Origin of the sequence: Fulvimonas sp. R45, from assembly GCF_030504985.1 — a bacterium.
Taxonomy (GTDB): domain Bacteria; phylum Pseudomonadota; class Gammaproteobacteria; order Xanthomonadales; family Rhodanobacteraceae; genus Rhodanobacter_A.
In genome coordinates this window covers 193,217-211,247 of sequence record NZ_JASERU010000001.1, presented here as the reverse complement: position 1 = coordinate 211,247, position 18,031 = coordinate 193,217, and the positions used below count along the sequence as shown (strand labels likewise).

At 73.5% G+C, this 18,031-nt stretch carries 19 protein-coding genes; 14 read left to right on the top strand and 5 right to left on the bottom strand.

Annotated elements, in window-relative coordinates:
- Window positions 1-27: 27 nt before the first annotated feature.
- From QMK61_RS01010 to QMK61_RS01000, 3 genes are read right to left on the bottom strand one after another with little or no spacing between them, the layout of a single operon-like run.
- Window positions 28-1,983 carry a DUF3488 and transglutaminase-like domain-containing protein gene (locus tag QMK61_RS01010; RefSeq protein ID WP_302069831.1) on the bottom strand — a complete coding sequence of 652 codons (1,956 nt, stop codon included), beginning with the start codon at window positions 1,981-1,983 and terminating at the stop codon, window positions 28-30.
- Window positions 1,980-2,936 (bottom strand): DUF58 domain-containing protein, encoded by a 957-nt coding sequence (locus tag QMK61_RS01005; protein ID WP_302069830.1) that lies wholly within the window; start codon window positions 2,934-2,936, stop codon window positions 1,980-1,982. The genes QMK61_RS01010 and QMK61_RS01005 overlap by 4 nt, the downstream gene beginning before the upstream one ends.
- Complete coding sequence (locus tag QMK61_RS01000; protein ID WP_302069828.1) at window positions 2,936-3,877, bottom strand: AAA family ATPase; 942 nt, start codon at window positions 3,875-3,877, stop codon at window positions 2,936-2,938. Before QMK61_RS01000 ends, QMK61_RS01005 begins: the two co-directional genes overlap by 1 nt.
- Window positions 3,878-3,918: 41 nt before the next feature.
- Here QMK61_RS01000 and QMK61_RS00995 point away from each other — a divergent pair, with 41 nt between their 5' ends.
- Window positions 3,919-5,544, top strand: a complete 1,626-nt coding sequence (locus QMK61_RS00995; RefSeq protein ID WP_302069827.1) for a glycosyltransferase family 39 protein — start codon at window positions 3,919-3,921, stop codon at window positions 5,542-5,544.
- Here QMK61_RS00995 and QMK61_RS00990 read toward each other — a convergent pair.
- The gene (locus tag QMK61_RS00990; RefSeq protein WP_302069826.1) at window positions 5,536-6,120 is read right to left on the bottom strand and encodes a Maf family nucleotide pyrophosphatase; all 585 of its coding nucleotides are present in this window, start codon (window positions 6,118-6,120) and stop codon (window positions 5,536-5,538) included. The genes QMK61_RS00995 and QMK61_RS00990 overlap by 9 nt on opposite strands.
- Entirely contained in the window at window positions 6,117-6,572 is a 456-nt protein-coding gene (locus QMK61_RS00985) for a hypothetical protein (protein WP_302069825.1), read from the bottom strand. Before QMK61_RS00985 ends, QMK61_RS00990 begins: the two co-directional genes overlap by 4 nt.
- Window positions 6,573-6,743: 171 nt before the next feature.
- Between QMK61_RS00985 and QMK61_RS00980 the strand changes: the two genes are divergently transcribed.
- From QMK61_RS00980 to QMK61_RS00920, 13 genes are all read left to right on the top strand, one after another.
- Window positions 6,744-7,223: a YceD family protein gene (locus tag QMK61_RS00980; protein ID WP_302069971.1), complete on the top strand. Its 480-nt coding sequence runs from the start codon at window positions 6,744-6,746 to the stop codon at window positions 7,221-7,223.
- Window positions 7,224-7,241: 18 nt separating this feature from the next.
- Window positions 7,242-7,436: a 50S ribosomal protein L32 gene (gene rpmF / locus QMK61_RS00975; protein WP_302069824.1), complete on the top strand. Its 195-nt coding sequence runs from the start codon at window positions 7,242-7,244 to the stop codon at window positions 7,434-7,436.
- A 130-nt stretch (window positions 7,437-7,566) separates the two neighbouring features.
- Window positions 7,567-8,553, top strand: coding sequence for a beta-ketoacyl-ACP synthase III (locus tag QMK61_RS00970; RefSeq protein ID WP_302069823.1), 987 nt, complete (start codon window positions 7,567-7,569; stop codon window positions 8,551-8,553).
- 123 nt (window positions 8,554-8,676) lie between these two features.
- Window positions 8,677-9,624, top strand: coding sequence for an ACP S-malonyltransferase (fabD, locus tag QMK61_RS00965; RefSeq protein ID WP_302069822.1), 948 nt, complete (start codon window positions 8,677-8,679; stop codon window positions 9,622-9,624).
- A 43-nt stretch (window positions 9,625-9,667) separates the two neighbouring features.
- Entirely contained in the window at window positions 9,668-10,411 is a 744-nt protein-coding gene (gene fabG, locus QMK61_RS00960; RefSeq protein ID WP_302069821.1) for a 3-oxoacyl-ACP reductase FabG, read from the top strand.
- A gap of 210 nt (window positions 10,412-10,621) precedes the next feature.
- Window positions 10,622-10,861 (top strand): acyl carrier protein, encoded by a 240-nt coding sequence (gene acpP, locus QMK61_RS00955; RefSeq protein WP_038616856.1) that lies wholly within the window; start codon window positions 10,622-10,624, stop codon window positions 10,859-10,861.
- Between the two features lie 190 nt (window positions 10,862-11,051).
- Window positions 11,052-12,290 (top strand): beta-ketoacyl-ACP synthase II, encoded by a 1,239-nt coding sequence (fabF, locus tag QMK61_RS00950; RefSeq protein ID WP_302069819.1) that lies wholly within the window; start codon window positions 11,052-11,054, stop codon window positions 12,288-12,290.
- A gap of 1 nt (window position 12,291) precedes the next feature.
- Window positions 12,292-13,641 (top strand): aminodeoxychorismate synthase component I, encoded by a 1,350-nt coding sequence (locus tag QMK61_RS00945; RefSeq protein ID WP_302069818.1) that lies wholly within the window; start codon window positions 12,292-12,294, stop codon window positions 13,639-13,641.
- Window positions 13,638-14,453 carry an aminodeoxychorismate lyase gene (gene pabC, locus QMK61_RS00940; RefSeq protein ID WP_302069817.1) on the top strand — a complete coding sequence of 272 codons (816 nt, stop codon included), beginning with the start codon at window positions 13,638-13,640 and terminating at the stop codon, window positions 14,451-14,453. The genes QMK61_RS00945 and pabC overlap by 4 nt, the downstream gene beginning before the upstream one ends.
- Window positions 14,450-15,490: an endolytic transglycosylase MltG gene (gene mltG / locus QMK61_RS00935; RefSeq protein ID WP_302069816.1), complete on the top strand. Its 1,041-nt coding sequence runs from the start codon at window positions 14,450-14,452 to the stop codon at window positions 15,488-15,490. Before pabC ends, mltG begins: the two co-directional genes overlap by 4 nt.
- Window positions 15,487-16,125 (top strand): dTMP kinase, encoded by a 639-nt coding sequence (tmk, locus tag QMK61_RS00930; RefSeq protein WP_302069814.1) that lies wholly within the window; start codon window positions 15,487-15,489, stop codon window positions 16,123-16,125. The genes mltG and tmk overlap by 4 nt, the downstream gene beginning before the upstream one ends.
- Complete coding sequence (holB, locus tag QMK61_RS00925) at window positions 16,122-17,054, top strand: DNA polymerase III subunit delta' (protein ID WP_302069812.1); 933 nt, start codon at window positions 16,122-16,124, stop codon at window positions 17,052-17,054. The genes tmk and holB overlap by 4 nt, the downstream gene beginning before the upstream one ends.
- 58 nt (window positions 17,055-17,112) lie before the next feature.
- Entirely contained in the window at window positions 17,113-18,021 is a 909-nt protein-coding gene (locus tag QMK61_RS00920; protein WP_302069810.1) for a PIG-L family deacetylase, read from the top strand.
- The last annotated feature ends 10 nt before the right edge of the window (window positions 18,022-18,031 follow it).

Here is an 18,031-nt window from a genome sequence, read left to right as displayed (position 1 = left end):
AGGTCAAGGGCGTCGTGCGCCGCACGTTCATTTGACCACGCGGGCGGCCCGAAAATCCCGCACCGCGCGTCGAAAGCGACGCAGCAGTTCAGGAGACGGTTCACGGCAGGCGTAGCGCAATTCAAGATAGCAATCCGTCAGTCGTTCCAGTTCTGCCCGTTGCGCCGGCAGGGCGCGGGCGGCGCGGCGCAGGTAGTTCCGCGGCCCTTCGCCTCGCCGGCGCGTCAGGCCGCGGCGCGCCAGCCGTCGCTCCAGCTCGCGCAGCGCATCGCGGGCCGGATCGGCACCGTCGCGCCGGCGCAGCGCCCAGAACAGGCCCACCGCGCCGGACAGCACGCAACTCGCCGCCAGCAACGCGCCCAGCAGCGCCGGATCGGCCTGGCGGATGCCGAACGGCGTCAGCAGGCCGCGCTGGCGCAGCGTATCGAACCCTATAACGCCTTCGTTCCACCAGCGGTTGACGATGTCCCAGCGGTTGCGCAGCGACTGCAGCCAGCTGCGCTGGGTCCATGGCAACTGGTCGCCGGCGGCGGCCGCGGCGCCCAGGTCCACGCGCTGCGGGCGCACCGCGGCGGTGGGATCGACGCGCACCCAGCCGCGCCCGGCCAGCCACACTTCGCTCCAGGCGTGGGCGTCGGAATGGCGCACCAGCAGGTAGCCGCCCAGCGCGTTCCAGTAGCCGCCCTGGTAGCCGGTGACCACCCGCGCGGGGATGCCGGCCGCGCGCATCAGCACGGTGAAGGCGGAGGCATAGTGCTCGCAGAAGCCCTCGCGGGTGTGGAACAGGAAATCGTCCATCGCGTCGCGGCCCAGCGGCGCGGGCGCCAGCGTGTAGCGGAAGCCGCCGTCGTGGAACAGCGCCAGCGCGGCCTGCACGATGGCCGCGTCGTCGGTGCCGTGGCCCTGGCGCCACGCGCGGCCCAGCGCCAGCGTGCGCGGGTCGTAGCCGTCGGGCAGTTGCAGCCAGCGCCGGCGGTGGCGGATCGGCTGCGGTTCCAGGCGGTAGCGGGTGGCCGACACGGCATCGTAGCCGAAGGGATCGTTCACCGGCTTGCCGGCCATCGCCACGCGGTCGCGCAGCAGTTGCGCGCCGGGCGGCGCGTGCAGCGGCACGTCCAGCATCGGCAGCACGCGCTGGTGGCTGGGTTCCAGGTCGATCCGGTAACGGACGGTGTCGACGGCCTCCAGCGGGGCCGGCGCCGCGGCGACGTCGCGGTATCGCCATGTCGTGCCGTCGTAGTCGCTCATCACGTAGGCGCGGAAATAGCGCCGGCCGGGGGGCGGCGGCGGCCCGGCGAAGCTCACCCGCATCGCCGGGCTGTCGTCCAGCAGCAACTGGGTGAAGCCGCCGGGCGACATGGTGTCGTCGAGGCCGGTGCGCTGCTCGTGTGTATTGGGGGCGCCCCATAGCGGCGAGCCCAGCCGCGGCACGAACAGGAAGGCGAGCAGCGCCAGCGGCAGCGCTGCGCCGAGCAGGGCCAGGCCGGGCAGCAGCAGGCGTGGCCCGGCCGCCGGCACCGGCTGCGCCGGCTCCAGCGCACGCAGCGTGGCCAGCGCCGGCAGCAGGCCCAGCGCGACCGCGAAAGTGGCGGCCATGCCCTGGCCGAACAGCAGCGCCGCCATCAGCGCGAAGCAGGCGAAGCCCACGCCCACGCGCGCGTCGCGGGGGCGTTCGCTTTCCAGCATCTTCAGCACCAGCAGGCCCACCGCCAGCGCGGCGCCGGCCTCGCGGCCGAACAGGCTGCCGTAGTACGCCACGATGGCCAGCGCCAGCGCGCCGAGCAGGGGCAGCTTGAGCCAGGCCGGCACGCGCTCCGGCCGGCGCCGCCGTTGCCGCCAGCGCCAGAACAGCAGCGGCGCCAGCGCGGCGCTGAGCCACCACGGCAGATGTGGCGCGTGCAGCGCCAGCACCGCGGCCACGCTGAGGCAGAGCAGGCCGAAGGCGCGCGCGTCGAGCGGGGCGTCGGTGCGGGCGGCGCTCACGGCAGCTTCGCCAGCGCGTCCATGCAGCGCGCGTAGTGGGCCGGCCCGCTGCCGGCCTCGATGCGTTCGTCCGGCAGCCACAGGCTGCAGCGGCGATCCTGCGCCTGTGCCTCGCCCAGCCAGCGGGCCAGGCGGGCGATGCGGCGCTCGTGCTCCATGCGGCCGAGCTGGCGCCAGTCCAGTTGCCAGTCGCGGCGGGCTTCCGGCTCCTCGAAGTCCTTCACCAGCAGGTCGTGGTGGCGCGCGCTGGCCTTCCAGGCGACGTGGCGCAGCGGATCGCCGCGGCGGTAGTCGCGCAGGGCGGCCGGATCCTCGCCGCGGTGCAGGCGCTGGCGCCGTTCGTCGTCGGCGTGGCCGCCCGGCGGCGGGCCGCCGGCCTCGGGTCGCGGCCATACCAGCACGGACTGGGCCGGGTGCAGCCAGCTCCAGGCGCGGAACAGGCCCAGCGGCCAGGTGGTCCACACGCGCACCCGCGACAGCGCCTGCCAGCCGCGCGCCTCGGTGGGCAGGGGCATCGCCACCATGACTTCGCCGCGGGCGGCTTCCAGCAGGAAGGCGGCGCTGGCGTCGCCGAGGTCCAGCCGCACCGCGCAGCGCGTGCGCCGCGAGGTGAAGCGGAAGCCGAGCGGCAGCGCCTCGCCGGCCACGGCATGGCCGGCGCGGATGTCCTCCAGGCGCAACCCGTCGAGCGTGCGGAACGCCACCAGCATGCTGGCGGCGCCGGCGGCGCCGAGCAGGCAGGTGAGCAGCAGCGCCGCGTTGTTGGAATAGTTCAGCGCGCCGGCCAGCATCACCAGCAACAGCACGGTGAAGCCCAGTCCGAAGCGGGTGGGCACGATGTAGATGCGGCGCCGGTGCAGCGCCACCGGCAGCGGCTCGGGGCGGCGGTAGCGGGTCAGCGCAGGCAGCCGGCGCTCGGCGTACTCCTGGGCCCGGCGCAGGGCGTCGCGCATCAGTCGACGGCCACCTCGGCCAGCAGGGCACGCGCCAGGCTGTCGCCGCTGGCGCCGCGCGACGGCACCAGCCGGTGCGCGGCCAGCGGCACGAACAGCGCCTGCAGGTCTTCCGGCAGCACGTAGGCGCGCCCGCCGAGCAGCGCCCAGGCGCGCGCCGCCGCGAGCAGGGCCAGGCCCGCGCGCGGCGACAGCCCGGTGCGGATGTCGGCGTGCCGGCGGCTGGCGGCGAGCAGCGCCTGCAGGTAGTCGAGCAGGGCGTTGCTGGCGACCACGCCCTGCGCCTGCCGGTTCAGCGCCGCGAGCGCGGCGGCGTCGAGCTGCGGCGCGAGCTGGTCGAGCAGGTCGCGGCGGTCGTCGCCGGCGAGCAGGGCGCGTTCGGCGGCCGCGTCGGGGTAGTCCAACGACAGCCGCAGCATGAAGCGGTCGAGTTGCGAATCGGGCAGCGGGAAGGTACCGGCCAGGTCCAGCGGGTTCTGCGTCGCGACCACGAAGAACGGCCGCGGCAGCGCGCGGGTCTGGCCGTCCACGGTGACCTGGCCCTCGGCCATCGCCTCCAGCAGGGCGCTCTGCGTCTTCGGCGTGGCGCGGTTGATCTCGTCGGCCAGCAGCAGGCCGCAGAAGATAGGGCCGGGGTGGAAACGGAACTGCGCGGTCTCGCGCTCGTACACGCCGACCCCGATAATGTCCGAGGGCAGCAGGTCGCTGGTGAACTGCACGCGCTGGAATTCCAGCGCGAAGCTGGCCGCCAGCGCGCGCGCCAGGGTGGTCTTGCCCACGCCGGGCACGTCCTCCAGCAGCAGGTGGCCGCCGGCGATCAGGCAGGCGAAGGCCAGCTTCACCTGGCGTGGCTTGCCCAGCAGCACGCGGTTGACCTGGGCCAGGGCGGCTTCCAGGCGCTGGTGCAGGATCTCGTCGCGGAGCGGAGTGGTGGCGGACATGGTTCCCTGGGAGCGGAAGTGGACGGCGCGGCCGGTGGCCCATGCCTGACCGCGGCAGTGTAGCGACGCCGCTCGCGCGCTGGCGAGCGGCCTTCGTCACGGGCTTCGCGATCGAGCAGGCGGCCAAGCTGGCGATCGCCGCCGCGCTGTCGCCGTTCGGCGACGAGGCGTTCTACTGGCAGGAGAGCCGGCACCTCGCCTGGGGCTACAGCGACCTGCCGCCGCTCACCGCCTGGCTGATCCGGCTGGGCGAGGGCGTGGCGGGGCATGGCCTGCTGGGCATGCGCTGGCCGTTCCTGCTGCTCGGCGCCGCGTTGCCGTGGCTGGTGGTGGCCTTCGCGCGGCGGCTGTTCGATGCCCGCGCCGGCTGGCAGGCCGGCCTGCTGTGCCTGGCGCTGCCGCTGGCCGGCAGCCTCGGCGTGCTGGCCCTGCCGGACGTGCCGCTGACGGTGGCGATCATGCTGGCGCTGCTCGCGCTGGTGCGTGCGATGGACGCGGACCGCCGGCGCGACTGGCTGCTGTTGGGCGTCGCGCTGGCCGTGGGCTGGCTGACCCACTACCGCGCCGCGATGCCGATGCTGGCCGGCCTGCTTCTGTGCGTGCTGACGCCGCGCGGTCGCGCGCTGTGGCGTCGCGGCGGCTTCTGGCTGGCGCTGGCGGTGGCGACGTCGGGGCTGCTGCCGTTGCTGGTGTCGAACTGGCAGCAGCATGGCGCGGGGCTGGCCTTCCAACTGGTGGAGCGCAACCCGTGGCGCTTCCATGCCGACGCGCTGGTGCAGCCGCTGGAACAGGCGCTGGCCTGCACGCCGCTGCTGTACGGCATGCTGCTGTGGACCGCGTGGCGCTGCTGGCGGCGTCGTGGCGACGGCGCGCCATGGGACGTGCTCGCCGTGGTGCCGGCTACCTTCATCGCCGTGTATTTCGTCGCCGGGCTGTTCGCCGACGACCTGCGCTTCCGCGCGCATTGGCCGCTGCCGGGCTACCTGCCGTTGCTGGCGACGCTGCCGGTGTTGTGGCGACCGCTGGCGCGGCGGCGGGGCTGGCGGTTGTTCGCGTGGCTCGCCTTCATGCTGGCCGCGCTGGGCCAGGCGGCCGGGCTGGCCTACCTGGGGCTGGCGGCGGTGCCGGGCGGCGCCGGCGTGCTGGCCGGAGCGAAGGCGTTCCCGTACAACTTCGTGGGCTGGCGCGAGAGCGGCGCGGCCGCGCGCGACCTGTTGCGCGCCGCGCCGCCAGGCACCGTGCTGGTGGCGGACAATTTCATGCTCGCGGCGGAACTGGACTTCCAGCTCGGCGGCCAGGTGCCGGTGTACGCGCTGGACAGCCCGCGCAACATCTTCCATGGCCGCGCCCCGCAACTGGCCGTGTGGCGCCTGGACGGCGCCGGCCTGCGCGCCGCGCATGCGGGCGCGCCGATGCTGCTGGCGGTGGGCGAGGATGCCATGCGCGTGAGGGATCGTCCCGACTGGCTCGGCGGCCTCTGCGAGCGCATCGACGAGCCGCGCCCGCTGCGCCGGCTGGATATGTACCGGGGGCGCAAGCGCGTGGCGTTCTACCTGGGCCGGGTGCCGGCGCAGGCGCCGCCGGAAGCGCCGCCCGCGGTGGCAGTGCGCGACGCCTGCCCGGTCTGGCGGCGGGCCCATGCAGCCGAAGCCGGCGGATCAGGGTAGGACGACGCCGGCCTCGCGCAGCAGCCGCGCCAGCGCGATCAGCGGCAGGCCGACCAGGGCGGTGGGGTCCTCGCTGTCGATGCGCTCGAACAGGCTGATGCCCAGGCCCTCGCACTTGAAGCTGCCGGCGCAGTCCAGCGGTTGCTCGCGCTCGACGTAGCGGGCGATCTCGCCGGCGTCGAGCGGGCGGAACGCGACCCGCGTGTGGTCGACGTGGGTGCGCGCGAGCCCGCTGCGGGTGTCGAGCAGGCACAGCGCGGTATGGAAGCGCACTTCGCGCCCGGCGCTGGCCGCGAGCTGGGCGCGGGCGCGTGCGGCGTCGCCGGGCTTGCGCAGGAGTTCGCCGCCCAGTTCGGCCACCTGGTCGGAGCCGATCACCAGCACGTCGCGGCGGTCGCCGGCCGCCGCGGTAGCCTTGGCGACCGCCAGCCGCAACGCGCGCGCCGCCGGCGCCTCGCCCGGCCGCGGGGTCTCGTCGGTGTCCGGGGCGCAGGTGTCGAACTCGACGGCCAGCCGGCGCAGCAGTTCGGCGCGGTAGCGCGAGGTGGAGCCGAGCAGCAGCCGCGGCGTGTTCACGCCTCGGGCTCGCGGCGGATGTGCTCGCGCATCGCGCTGTCGAGCTCGCGCTGGGCCTGGCCCAGCGCCAGCAGCAGCGGGCGCAGGCGCTCGCGGGTGGCGTCCATGGTGCGGATGGCGTCGTCCAGCTCGGCCTGGCCGGCGCGCGGGGCGCGATCGCGGATCCAGATGCGCTGCTGCAACAATGAGCGTAGTCCCGCATCGATGGCCTGGGCGGCTTCCTGCTCGCCGGCGGCGGGCAGGTCGGGGTTCAGCGACATCACCGCGTGCGCCTGACGCAGTTCGCTGCGGCAGGTCTTCAGGTCGGCTTCCAGGCGGTCGGCCAGGTCCAGCAGGCGGCGCATGCTGGCGGCGCGGCGCGACAACCGCCGGCGCAGCAGCAGCCCCAGCATGGCCGCGGCGACCAGCAACGCGAGCAGGACGGCCACGCCGATCGTCAGGTAGGCATCCACGGGCATCCCGGGGCAGTCGGCGGGGAAGGCAGTCTGACGCATGCGGCGGCCGGAGGCAAAGGCTGTCGCGTTCCGGCGCAGGCCGCGCGCGGCTTGACTTTGGAATGCCCGCACTCCTACTATTTCCCGGTTATGTCCGTGACACTGCCAGAGTCCGTGGACGCTTGGCGCATGGTCTCGGCGCGGCGTTCCTTCGCAGGGGCCATGCCCGTTTCCGCCATGCCGCGCCTGTGCGAGGTGCTGGCGTCGGATGCGGGCGAGGCCGGCTACGAGCTGGATTTCGGCCGCGACGGCTTCGATACGGCTTATCTGGACGTGCGTGTGCAGGCGCCGCTGACGCTGACCTGCCAGCGCACGCTCGAGCCGTTCGTGCTGCCGGTGCGGGTCGAGACCCGGTTGGGCCTGATCCGCCACGAGCGCGAGGAGGCGGCGTTGCCTGCCGGCTGCGAGCCCCTGCTGGTGGCCGGCGACGGCAAGCTGGGCCTGGCCGACGTGATCGAGGACGAACTGCTGTTGGCGCTGCCGCTGGTGCCGGTGAACCCGGACAGCCGCCTGCCCGACGAAGCGACCGGTTCCGCGGCGGACGAAACGCCCGCCGCGGAGCGCGAAGACAACCCGTTCGCGGTATTGCGCGAACTGAAGAACCATTGATTCACCCGGAGAACCATCATGGCCGTTGCCAAGAGCCGCCGTACCCCGTCCACCCGCGGCATGCGCCGTGCCCACGACAAGCTGAAGACCGTGCAGCTGGCGACCGACCCGACCAGCGGCGAGGTGCACCTGCGCCATCACGTCACCGCCGACGGCTACTACCGCGGCAAGAAGGTGATCGACACCGGTTCGGCGGTGGTCGACGAGGACTGATCCCGGTCCGGGCCAGGCTCGTACCGCAGGCGGCGCGGCGACGCGCCGCTTTGCGTTTGCAGGGGCCGAGCCCGTACCGTTGGCGTTCCCGTGCGCGCCGCAGGCGGCGCGTCGATCACCGACCCAGCTGATGGAAAGGCGAATGGCCCCGATCTACTCCCGTATCATCGCCACCGGCAGCGCGCTGCCCGAGCGCGTGCTGAGCAACGCCGATCTGGAAAAGATCGTCGACACCAGCGACGAATGGATTCGCACCCGCACCGGCATCCGCCAGCGCCACGTGGCGGCGGAAGGGCAGACCACCGGCGACCTCGCCTTCCTCGCGGCGCAGCGCGCGCTGGAGGCGGCCGGCGTCAAGGCCTCCGAGCTGGACCTGATCGTGCTGGGCACCACCACGCCCGACATCATCTTTCCGTCCACTGCCTGCCTGGTGCAGGCGCGCCTGGGCGCCAACGGCTGTGCCGCGTTCGACGTCAACGCCGCCTGCTCGGGCTTCGTCTACGCGCTGGGCATCGCCGACAAGTTCATCCGCAGCGGCCAGTCGAAGAAGGTGCTGGTGATCGGCGCCGAGACGCTGACCCGCATGATCGACTGGAGCGAGCGCGAGACCTGCGTGCTGTTCGGCGACGGCGCCGGTGCGGTGGTGCTGGAAGCCGCCAGTGAGCCGGGCATCTACGCCACCTGCCTGCATGCCGACGGCGGCTACAAGGAGCTGCTGTGGAACCCGGTCGGCGTGTCCGCCGGCTTCCGCGACGAGCCCAACCACGGCGTGCGCATCAAGATGGCCGGCCGCGAGGTGTTCAAGGTCGCGGTGAAGACGCTGGACTCGCTGGTCGAGCAGACCCTCACGGCCGCCGGCCTGGAGGCTTCGCAACTGGACTGGCTGATCCCGCACCAGGCCAACCTGCGCATCATCGAGGCCACCGCCAAGCGGCTGAACATGTCGATGGAGCAGGTGATCGTGACCGTCGACAAGCACGCCAACACCTCGTCCGGCTCGGTGCCGCTGGCGCTGGACTACGCGGTGCGCTCGGGCAAGGTGCAGCGCGGCCAGAACCTGCTGCTGGAGGCCTTCGGCGGCGGCTTCACCTGGGCCTCGGCGCTGCTGCGCTACTGAGTTTCCGCGCGTGCCGCGCGATGCCGCCTGCGGGCGGCATCGTCGTTTCCGGCGCGCGGATACGGCTGCGTACGCCGCGTGCTGCTGGCATCATTGTCCTTTCGCATCCACGGATTTCCATCGATGACCGACACCGTCGCCTCGCTCGCTTTCGTCTTCCCCGGCCAGGGCTCGCAGTCGGTGGGCATGCTGGCCGACCTGGCCGCCGCGCACGCCGAGGTGAAGGCCACGTTCGACGAGGCCTCGCAGGGCGCCGGCACGGACCTGTGGGTGCTCAGCCAGCAGGGGCCGGACGAGCGGCTCAACCGCACCGAGAACACCCAGCCCGCGCTGCTGGCCGCCAGCGTGGCGACGTGGCGCGTGTGGCGGAAGCTCGGCGGCGCGCGGCCGGCGCAGCTCGCCGGGCACAGCCTGGGCGAGTACAGCGCGCTGGTCTGCGCCGGCGCGCTGTCGCTGCACGATGCGGCCGCGCTGGTGGCCGAGCGCGGCCGGCTGATGCAGGCCGCGGTGCCGGCGGGCACGGGCGCGATGGCGGCGATCCTGGGCGGCGACGACGCGCAGATCGCGCAGGTCTGCGCCGAGGTCGCGCAAGGCCAGGTGGTGGCGCCGGCCAACTACAACTCGCCGGGCCAGCTGGTGATCGCCGGCCACGCCGAGGCGGTCGACCGTGCGCTGGCGCGGCTGGCCGAGCTGGGCGTGAAGAAAGCGGTGAAGCTGGCCGTGTCGGTGCCGTCGCATTGCGCGCTGATGCGCGAGGCGGCCGACCGGCTGGGCGAACGCATGGCCTCGATCGCATGGCAACTGCCGTCGATCCCGGTGGTGCAGAACGCCGAGGCGGCGAGCTACGGCACGCTGGACGAAATCCGCGGCGCGCTGCAGCGCCAGCTCTACCTGCCGGTGCGCTGGGCCCAGTGCGTGCAGGCGCTGGCCGCCGGCGGCGCCAGCCGCCTCGCCGAGTGCGGTCCCGGCAAGGTGCTGGCCGGCCTCGCCAAGCGCATCGACAAGGGCCTGGAGGCCCGCGCCATCGGCGCGCCGGCCGAGCTGGACGCCGCCCTGGCCGAGTGGGCCTGAGCCCGCCCATCCCACGATCCCCGACACCCGAGGAAACGCTTCCATGAGCAACCCACTGCAGGGCGAGGTCGCGCTGGTCACCGGCGCCAGCCGCGGCATCGGCGCGGCGATCGCCGACGAGCTGGCGGCGCAGGGCGCCACCGTGGTCGGCACCGCCACCAGCGAGAACGGCGCCAGGGCCATCGGCGAGCGCCTGGCCGCGCACGGCGGCCACGGCCGCGTGCTGGACGTCACCGCCGCCGGCGCCATCGAGGCGCTGGTGGACGGCATCGCCAGGGAGTTCGGCGCGGTGTCGATCCTGGTCAACAACGCCGGCATCACCCGCGACCAGCTGCTGATGCGCATGCGGGACGAGGACTGGCAGGCCATCCTCGACACCAACCTCACCTCGGTGTACCGCGCCAGCAAGGCGGTGATGCGCGGCATGATGAAGGCGCGCAAGGGCCGCATCGTCTCGATCGCCTCGGTGATCGGCCTCACCGGCAACCCGGGCCAGGCCAACTACGCGGCGGCCAAGGCCGGCATCATCGCGTTCTCCAAGTCGCTGGCGCGCGAGATCGGTTCGCGCGGCATCACGGTGAACGTGGTGGCGCCGGGCTTCATCGACACCGACATGACGCGTGCGTTGCCGGAGGAGTCCAGGCAGGCGCTGCTCGGGCAGATCGCGCTGGGCCGCCTGGGCGAGGCGGCGGACATCGCCAGGGCGGTGGCCTTCCTCGCGTCGCCGGCGGCGTCCTACATCACCGGCGAGACGCTGCACGTCAACGGCGGCATGTACATGCCCTGAGCGGGCCATTCGGGAGCGTATTCAAACGGTTGTCGCCAGCGGCTGCGTTTTGGGCGACAATTGACCCTTCGCGTCGGCCACAGGGCCGGCGCCACGATTCTCGCCGGCGGAACGTGGCGGCCTCACGGCTTAGCCACTACAATCCGCCGGTCCTACGCCGGCCGATGGCCGGTGCCGATCAAGCAAATTCCCCGTGGGAGGTTTGGCAACATGAGCACCATCGAAGAGCGCGTCAAGAAAATCGTCGTCGAGCAGCTGGGCGTGAAGGAGGATGAAGTCACGGCGAATGCGTCGTTCGTGGACGATCTGGGCGCCGATTCGCTGGACACGGTCGAGCTGGTGATGGCCCTCGAGGAAGAGTTCGAGACCGAGATCCCGGACGAGGAAGCCGAGAAGATCACCACCGTGCAGCAGGCCGTGGACTACATCAAGGCCCACACCAAGGAGTGATCGGGCGAGGGCGGGACGGCGCCTTGCGCTGCCGCCCACGTGGCGATACCGGAAGCTGCGCCGACACGGCGCAGTTTTCGTTTCTGCAATCTGCAACGTCCGAACCCGTATGGTATGCGGCGGCGGGCATCCGCGAATTGCGGGAGGCGGCCGCGGGCCGGCGCTTCCCCGGAACACGAAGGAAAACAGCATGAGCAAGCGACGCGTGGTAGTGACCGGCATGGGCATCATCTCGCCGGTCGGCAACGATATCGCCACCGCCTGGGGCAACATCCTCAAGGGCGAGAGCGGCATCGGCCCGGTGACCCATTTCGACGCCAGCGCCTATGCCACCCGCATCGCCGGCCAGGTGAAGGGCTTCGAGCCGACCGATTGGGTGTCGCCCAAGGACGTCAAGAAGATGGACCACTTCATCCAGTACGGCATCGCCGCCGGCACCCAGGCGCTGCGCGATTCCGGGCTGGAGATCACCGAGGCCAACGCGCCGCGCATCGGCGTGGCGGTGGGCGCCGGCATCGGCGGTCTCAACACCATCGAGGACACCTCGATCGAGCTGCACGAGAAGGGCCCGCGCCGCGTGTCGCCGTTCTTCGTGCCCAGCTCCATCATCAACATGGTCTCGGGCTACCTGTCGATCATGTTCGGCCTGAAGGGCCCGAACATCGCCTGCGTCACCGCCTGCACCACGGCCACGCACAACATCGGCCTGGCCGCGCGGATGATCCAGTACGGCGACGCCGACGCGATGATCGCCGGCGGCGCCGAGTTCGCCACCACCGGCACCGCGATGGCGGGCTTCTGCTCGGCCAAGGCGATGTCCACCCGCAACGACGAGCCCGCCCGGGCCAGCCGTCCGTGGGACAAGGACCGCGACGGCTTCGTGCTGTCCGACGGTGCCGGCGTGCTGGTGCTGGAGGAGTACGAGCATGCGAAGGCGCGCGGCGCGCACATCCACGCCGAGCTGGTCGGCTTCGGCATGAGCGGCGACGCCTACCACATCACCGCGCCCAGCGAGGGCGGCGAGGGTGCGGCGCGCTGCATGGAGAGCGCGCTGAAGGACGGCGGCATCAACCCGGCCGAGGTGCAGTACATCAACGCGCACGGCACCTCGACGCCGCTGGGCGACCTTGGCGAGGTGCTGGCCGCCAAGCGCGTGTTCGGCGACCACGCGTACAAGCTGGCGGTCAGCTCGACCAAGTCGGTCACCGGCCACCTGCTCGGCGCCGCCGGCGGCGTGGAGGCGATCTTCACCATCCTGGCCATGCGCGACCAGGTGTTGCCGCCGACCATCAACCTGGACGAACCGGGCGAGGGCTGCGACCTCGACTTCGTGCCGAACGTGGCGCGCGAGTCGAAGATCGACGTGGCGATCTCCAACTCCTTCGGCTTCGGCGGCACCAACGGCACGCTGGCGTTCCGTCGCCTCTGACGTGACGCCGCATCGCCGCACCCTGGGCGGCCGGCGCGACCTGCTCGCGCCGGCCGCCGCGTTTCCGCAGCGCTATCCCGCCTTGCTGGAAAGCGTGGTGCGCGGCACACCGCAGGCACGCCACGACATCCTGTTCGCGTTTCCCGGCGCCAGCCTGCGGCTGGATGCCGACGGGCGCGTGCGAGACGGCGGCGGCCGCATCGCCGGTGCCCGTTTCCTCGACGCGCTGGATGCGGCCTGGTGCGCCGAGCAGCTGCCGCGGGAAGACGACGGCCTGCCGTTCCACGGTGGCTGGGCCCTGCTGCTGTGCTACGAACTGGCGGGCGAGGTCGAGCCTTCGCTGCGCCTGCCGCCGCCGGACGGGTTGCCGCTGGCGCTGGCGCTGCGCTGTCCCGCGGCCGCCATCGTCGACCACGCGCGCGATTGCACCGTGCTGGTAGCCGAGGCCGGCAGCGAACACCTGCTCGACCTGCTGGAGGCCGACCTCGCCGTCGCGGCGCCGCCGCCTTCGCCGCCGGCACCCGTCGCCATCGAGGAGGACGAACCGCAACGCTTCCTCGACGGCGTCGCGCGCATCCACGGACACCTGCGCGCGGGCGACATTTTCCAGGCCAACCTGTCGCGCGCCTGGCGCGCCCGCTACGCCGAGCCGCCAATGCCAGCCGCGCTGCATGCGACATTGCGCCGGGCCAATCCGGCACCGTTCGCCGGCCTGCTGCAGCAGCCGGGCTGGGCCGTGGTCAGTTCCTCGCCGGAACGGCTGGTGGAGGTGCGCGGTGGCGTGGCGCAGACGCGCCCGATCGCCGGCACGCGCCCGCGCGTGGCGGGCGACGACGAGGCCGCGCGCATCCGCGAGCTCGCCGCGCATCCCAAGGAGCGCGCCGAGCACGTGATGCTGATCGACCTGGAGCGCAACGACCTCGGCCGCGTCTGCGTGCCCGGCACGGTGGCGGTGGACGAGCTGATGACGGTGGAGAGCTACGCCCACGTGCACCACATCGTCTCCAACGTGCGCGGTCGCCTGCGTCCGGACGTGACGCCGGGCGAGGCGATCGCCGCGGTGTTCCCCGGCGGCACCATCACCGGCTGCCCCAAGGTGCGCTGCATGGAAATCGTGGCCGCGCTGGAGAATGCCCCCCGCGGCGCCTACACCGGCGCGCTGGGCTACCTCGACCGCAACGGCGACATGGACCTCAACATCCTGATCCGCACGCTGACCCTCACCGGTGGCGGGGTATCGCTGCGCGCCGGCGCGGGCATCGTGGCCGACTCGGTGGCCGAGCTCGAGCTGGCCGAGACCCGCGCCAAGGCGCGCGGCCTGCTGCGCGCGCTGGGGGCGGCGGACGCATGATCCTGGTCGACGGCCAGCCGCAGGACCGCGTGTCCGCGCAGGACCGCGGCCTGCTGTACGGCGACGGCCTGTTCGAGACGGTCCGCCTCGTGGGCCGCGCCGCGCCGCTGTGGCCGCGGCACATGCGGCGGCTGGCGCATGGCTGCGAGCGCCTGCGATTGCCGATGCCCGATCCTGCGCTGCTGTGGCGCGAGGCGCTGGCGGCGGGCGAGGGCATGGCGCAGGCGGTGGTGCGCATCACGCTCACCCGCGGCACGGGCGCGCGCGGCTACGCGATGCCGGCCACGCCGCACGCCACCCGCGTCGTGGCCGCCTTCCCGATGCCGGCGCTGGACGCGTCGGCGTACCGCGACGGCATCCGGCTGCACCTGTGCGCGACGCGCCTGGCCGAACAGCCGGCGTTGGCCGGGCTCAAGCACCTCAACCGGCTGGAGCAGGTGCTGGCGCGCGCCGAGTGGGACGATCCGGCGGTCGCCGAGGGCCTGCTGTGCGACGCGCGCGGGCGCGTCGTCTCGGCGGTCTCGGCCAACCTGTTCGCGGTGGTCGACGGCGTACCGGCGACGCCGGCGCTGGATCGCTGCGGCGTGGCCGGCGTGGCGCGCGCCGAGGTGCTGGACGCGCTGCCGCGGGCGCAGGTGCGCGACCTGCCGCTGGACGAATGCCTGCGCGCCGGGGAGCTGTTCCTGACCTCCAGCGTGCGCGGCATCCTGCCGGTTCAGGCCGTGGGCGATAACGTGTATGTTCCCGGTCCTGTCGCGCGCGCCCTGCAGGCGCACTGGGCGGCGCTGGGCTTTCCGACGGAGCAGGCATGACGGGTCGCAAGACAAACCGGGGCAGGGTGCGGGCAGGGGCCGTCGTGCTGCTCCTGCTGCTGGCGCTGGCCGGCGCGCTGGGCTGGGGCTGGTTCGCGCTGCAGCGCTTCGCCGTCGCGCCGCTGCAGGTGAGCGCGGCGGGGCAGAGCATCGACATCGGCCGTGGCGCCAGCTTCAAGGAGATCGTGCGCGAGCTGCGCCGCCGCGGCTTCACGCGCGCCGCGCCGTTCGTCTGGCGGCTGCAGGCCGAGCGCATGCACGTGGCCGGCCGCCTGCATGCGGGCGAGTACGCGCTGCCGCCCGGCATCACGCCGCGCCAGCTGCTCGACGACATGGCGCGCGGCAAGGTGCTGCAGCACGACTTCACCATCGTCGACGGCTGGACCTTCCGCCAGATGCTCGACCTGCTGCGCCAGGCGCCCAAGCTGAAGCACGACACGACGGGGCTGGACGAGGCGGCGATCATGCAGCGCATCGGCGCGCCCGGCGAACGCGCCGAGGGCCGCTTCCTGCCCGAGACCTACGCCTACGTGAAGGGGGACAGCGACCTCGACATCCTCCGGCGCGCGCACGCCGCGATGGCGAAGACGCTGGCCGAGCTGTGGCCGCAGCGCGACAAGGACCTGCCGCTGGCCACGCCCTACGACGCGCTGATCCTCGCGTCCGTCGTGGAAAAGGAAACCGGCCGCGCCGACGAGCGGGCGAAGATCGCCGGCGTGTTCGTGCGCCGGCTGGAAAAGCACATGCTGCTGCAGACCGACCCCAGCGTGATCTACGGCATGGGCGATAGCTACCACGGCAACATCCGCAGGAGCGACCTCACCACCGACACGCCGTACAACACCTACGTCCGGCCGGGCCTGCCGCCCACGCCGATCGCGCTGCCGGGCAGGGCGGCGATCGAGGCGGCGCTGCATCCGGCGGCGGGCACCGCGCTGTACTTCGTGGCGCGCGGCGACGGCACGCACGTGTTCGCCGACACCCTCGACCAGCAGAACCGCAACGTGGCCTGCTACCAGCTGAAGCGCTGCCCATGACCCTCGCACGCGGCAAGTTCATCACCCTCGAGGGCGGCGAAGGCGCCGGCAAGAGCACCCTGCTGGCCGGCCTGCGCGAGCACTTCGCGGCGGCCGGCGTCGACCTGCTGCTGACCCGCGAGCCGGGCGGCACCCCGCTGGGCGAGGCGGTGCGCGGCATCGTGCTCGACCCCGCGCATCGCGGCCTGTGCGCCGAGAGCGAGCTGCTGCTGATGTTCGCCTCGCGCGCGCAGCTGGTGCGCGAGGCGATCCTGCCGGCCCTGGCGGCGGGTCGCTGGGTGCTGTGCGACCGCTACGTGGACGCCAGCTACGCCTACCAGGGCGGCGGGCGCGGCCAGCCGGCCGAACGCATCGCCGCGCTGGAACAATGGGCCTGCGCGGGCCTGCGGCCCGACCTCACCCTGCTGCTGGACCTGCCGGTGGCCACCGGCCGCGCCCGCGCCGCGGGCCGCGGCGAGGCGGACCGAATCGAGACCGAGGCCGACGCCTTCTTCGAGCGCGTGCGTGCGGCCTACCGCGCCCGCGCCGCCGCCGAGCCGGGACGCTTCCGCGTACTCGACGCCGGCCTGCCGCCGGCGGCGGTGCTGCAGGCGGCGCGGGATGCGGTGGCGCCCCTGCTGGAGACTCCGCGATGACGCCGCCCTGGCATGCCGACGCCTGGGCGCGGCTGCAGGCGCGCCGCACGCGCGATGCGCTGCCGCACGCGCTGCTGCTGGCCGGGCCGGCGGGGCTGGGCAAGCGCGATTTCCTGCAACGCTTCGTGCGCGGCCTGCTGTGCGAACGGCCGGTCGACGGCGACGCCTGCGGGCGCTGCCGCAGTTGCCTGCTGCTGGATGCCGGCACCCATCCCGACCGGGTGGAACTGGGTTATGGCCTGCGCAAGGACGGCGTGCAGCGAAGCGAGATCGTGGTCGACCAGATCCGCGAACTGTCCGCGCGGCTGGCCACGTCGAGCCAGTTCGGCGGCTGGCAGGTGGCCAGCATCGACCCCGCCGACGCGATGAACGCCGCCGCCGCCAACGCCTTGCTCAAGACGCTGGAGGAGCCGGCGCGGCAGACCCTGCTGGTGCTGGTCGCCGACGCGCCGTGGCGCCTGCCGCAGACCATCCGCAGCCGCTGCCAGCGCATCGAGTTCAACCTGCCGCCGCGGGCGCAGGCGCTGGACTGGCTGCAGGCCGGAGGCGTGCAGGACGCCGCGGCGGCGCTGGACGCGGCCGGCGGCAACCCGGGCCTGGCCTGCGCCTGGGCGCAGGAAGGTGCGCTGGCGCGGCGACAGGACGTGCGCAAGGACCTGGCCGCGCTGGCGGCCGGTCGCGGCGAAGCGATGGACGTGGTCCGGCGCTGGCTGGAAGGCGAACCGGCACAGCGGCTGTGGTTCGCCGCCCAGGCGGTGGCCGACGAACTGCGCGCGCGTGCCGGCGGCGGGACCGGGCCGCTGGCCAGCGCGCTCGACGCGGAGGCGCTGGGCCACTGGTACGACCGCGCCAACCGCACCCGCGACGCCCTGCGCGGTCCGCTGCGCGGCGACCTGCTGCTGCTGGAACTGCTCGGCGACTGGCGCTGAGCACCCAGGCGCACGGCCGTCACGCTTTCGGGATGCTCCGGCGCTTACCTTGATGCCGATGCCTGCCTTCTCCCCGCAAACCCGCCTGCTGGTGGTGGCACCGCACCCCGACGACGAGACGCTGGCCGCCGGCCTGCTGATCCAGCAGGTGCTGGCGGCCGGCGGCGCGGTGCGCGTGCTGCTGCTCACCGACGGCGATGACAATCCCTGGCCGCAGCGCTGGCTGGAACGGCGCTGGCGGATCCGTGCCGGAGACCGCCAGCGCTGGGGCTTGCGGCGCCGGGGCGAGGCCGTCCGTGCGCTGGCGCGGCTGGGCGTGCGGGTGGACGCGCTCGAGGCCATGGGCTGGCCCGACATGGGCCTGACCGGGCTGCTGCGCGAGCGGGCGCCGGAGGCGCTGGCGTCGCTGGGCGCGGCCATCGGGGCCTTCGCGCCCGGCCTGTTGCTGCTGCCCGCGCTGGACGACCGCCATCCCGACCACGGCGCGGCGCACGTGCTGTGCCGGCTGGCGCTGGCCGGCCGGGCGGCCATGCCCGAGTTGCTGGCCTATCCCGTGCACGCGCCGCGTGCCGCGTCGCCCGGCGGAGACGGGGCGGGCGGCGCGCCGCAGCAGCGGCGCAAGCTGGCCGCGCTGGCCGAGCACGCCAGCCAGACCGCGCTGAGCGGCGGCCGCCTGCGCCGCCTGGCGATGCGGCCGGAACGCCACGAGCCGGTGGATGCCGCGCCGGCGGCCGGCGACGGCCGGCTGCCATGGCGACCGCCGGTCCTGCTGCACCCGTTCCTCCGCCTGCTGGTGGCCGAGGCCGGCGGCGTGCGCGACCTGGCCTGGCGCGCCGCTCCGTTGCGCCGCGACGCCGGCGGCTACCGGCTGGAACTGCCGCCGGCGGACGGGCCGCGCTTCGCCAAGCTGTACCTGGACGCCCGTTCGCCGTGGATCTTCGACCACTGGGGCTGGTGCCGCTTGTGAGCCGCCGTTC

Bases quoted from the DNA above. Each gene is read 5' to 3' on its own strand.
- tmk (WP_302069814.1), top strand. From the start codon at position 15,487: ATGACCCTCGCACGCGGCAAGTTCATCACCCTCGAGGGCGGCGAAGGC.
- QMK61_RS00970 (WP_302069823.1), top strand. From the start codon at position 7,567: ATGGAAAGGCGAATGGCCCCGATCTACTCCCGTATCATCGCCACCGGC.
- fabF (WP_302069819.1), top strand. From the start codon at position 11,052: ATGAGCAAGCGACGCGTGGTAGTGACCGGCATGGGCATCATCTCGCCG.
- QMK61_RS00995 (WP_302069827.1), top strand. From the start codon at position 3,919: ATGCCTGACCGCGGCAGTGTAGCGACGCCGCTCGCGCGCTGGCGAGCG.
- rpmF (WP_302069824.1), top strand. From the start codon at position 7,242: ATGGCCGTTGCCAAGAGCCGCCGTACCCCGTCCACCCGCGGCATGCGC.
- holB (WP_302069812.1), top strand. From the start codon at position 16,122: ATGACGCCGCCCTGGCATGCCGACGCCTGGGCGCGGCTGCAGGCGCGC.
- QMK61_RS00980 (WP_302069971.1), top strand. From the start codon at position 6,744: ATGGTCTCGGCGCGGCGTTCCTTCGCAGGGGCCATGCCCGTTTCCGCC.
- QMK61_RS00920 (WP_302069810.1), top strand. From the start codon at position 17,113: ATGCCTGCCTTCTCCCCGCAAACCCGCCTGCTGGTGGTGGCACCGCAC.
- QMK61_RS01000 (WP_302069828.1), bottom strand. From the start codon at position 3,877: ATGTCCGCCACCACTCCGCTCCGCGACGAGATCCTGCACCAGCGCCTG.
- pabC (WP_302069817.1), top strand. From the start codon at position 13,638: ATGATCCTGGTCGACGGCCAGCCGCAGGACCGCGTGTCCGCGCAGGAC.
- fabG (WP_302069821.1), top strand. From the start codon at position 9,668: ATGAGCAACCCACTGCAGGGCGAGGTCGCGCTGGTCACCGGCGCCAGC.
- fabD (WP_302069822.1), top strand. From the start codon at position 8,677: ATGACCGACACCGTCGCCTCGCTCGCTTTCGTCTTCCCCGGCCAGGGC.
- QMK61_RS01005 (WP_302069830.1), bottom strand. From the start codon at position 2,936: ATGCGCGACGCCCTGCGCCGGGCCCAGGAGTACGCCGAGCGCCGGCTG.
- acpP (WP_038616856.1), top strand. From the start codon at position 10,622: ATGAGCACCATCGAAGAGCGCGTCAAGAAAATCGTCGTCGAGCAGCTG.
- mltG (WP_302069816.1), top strand. From the start codon at position 14,450: ATGACGGGTCGCAAGACAAACCGGGGCAGGGTGCGGGCAGGGGCCGTC.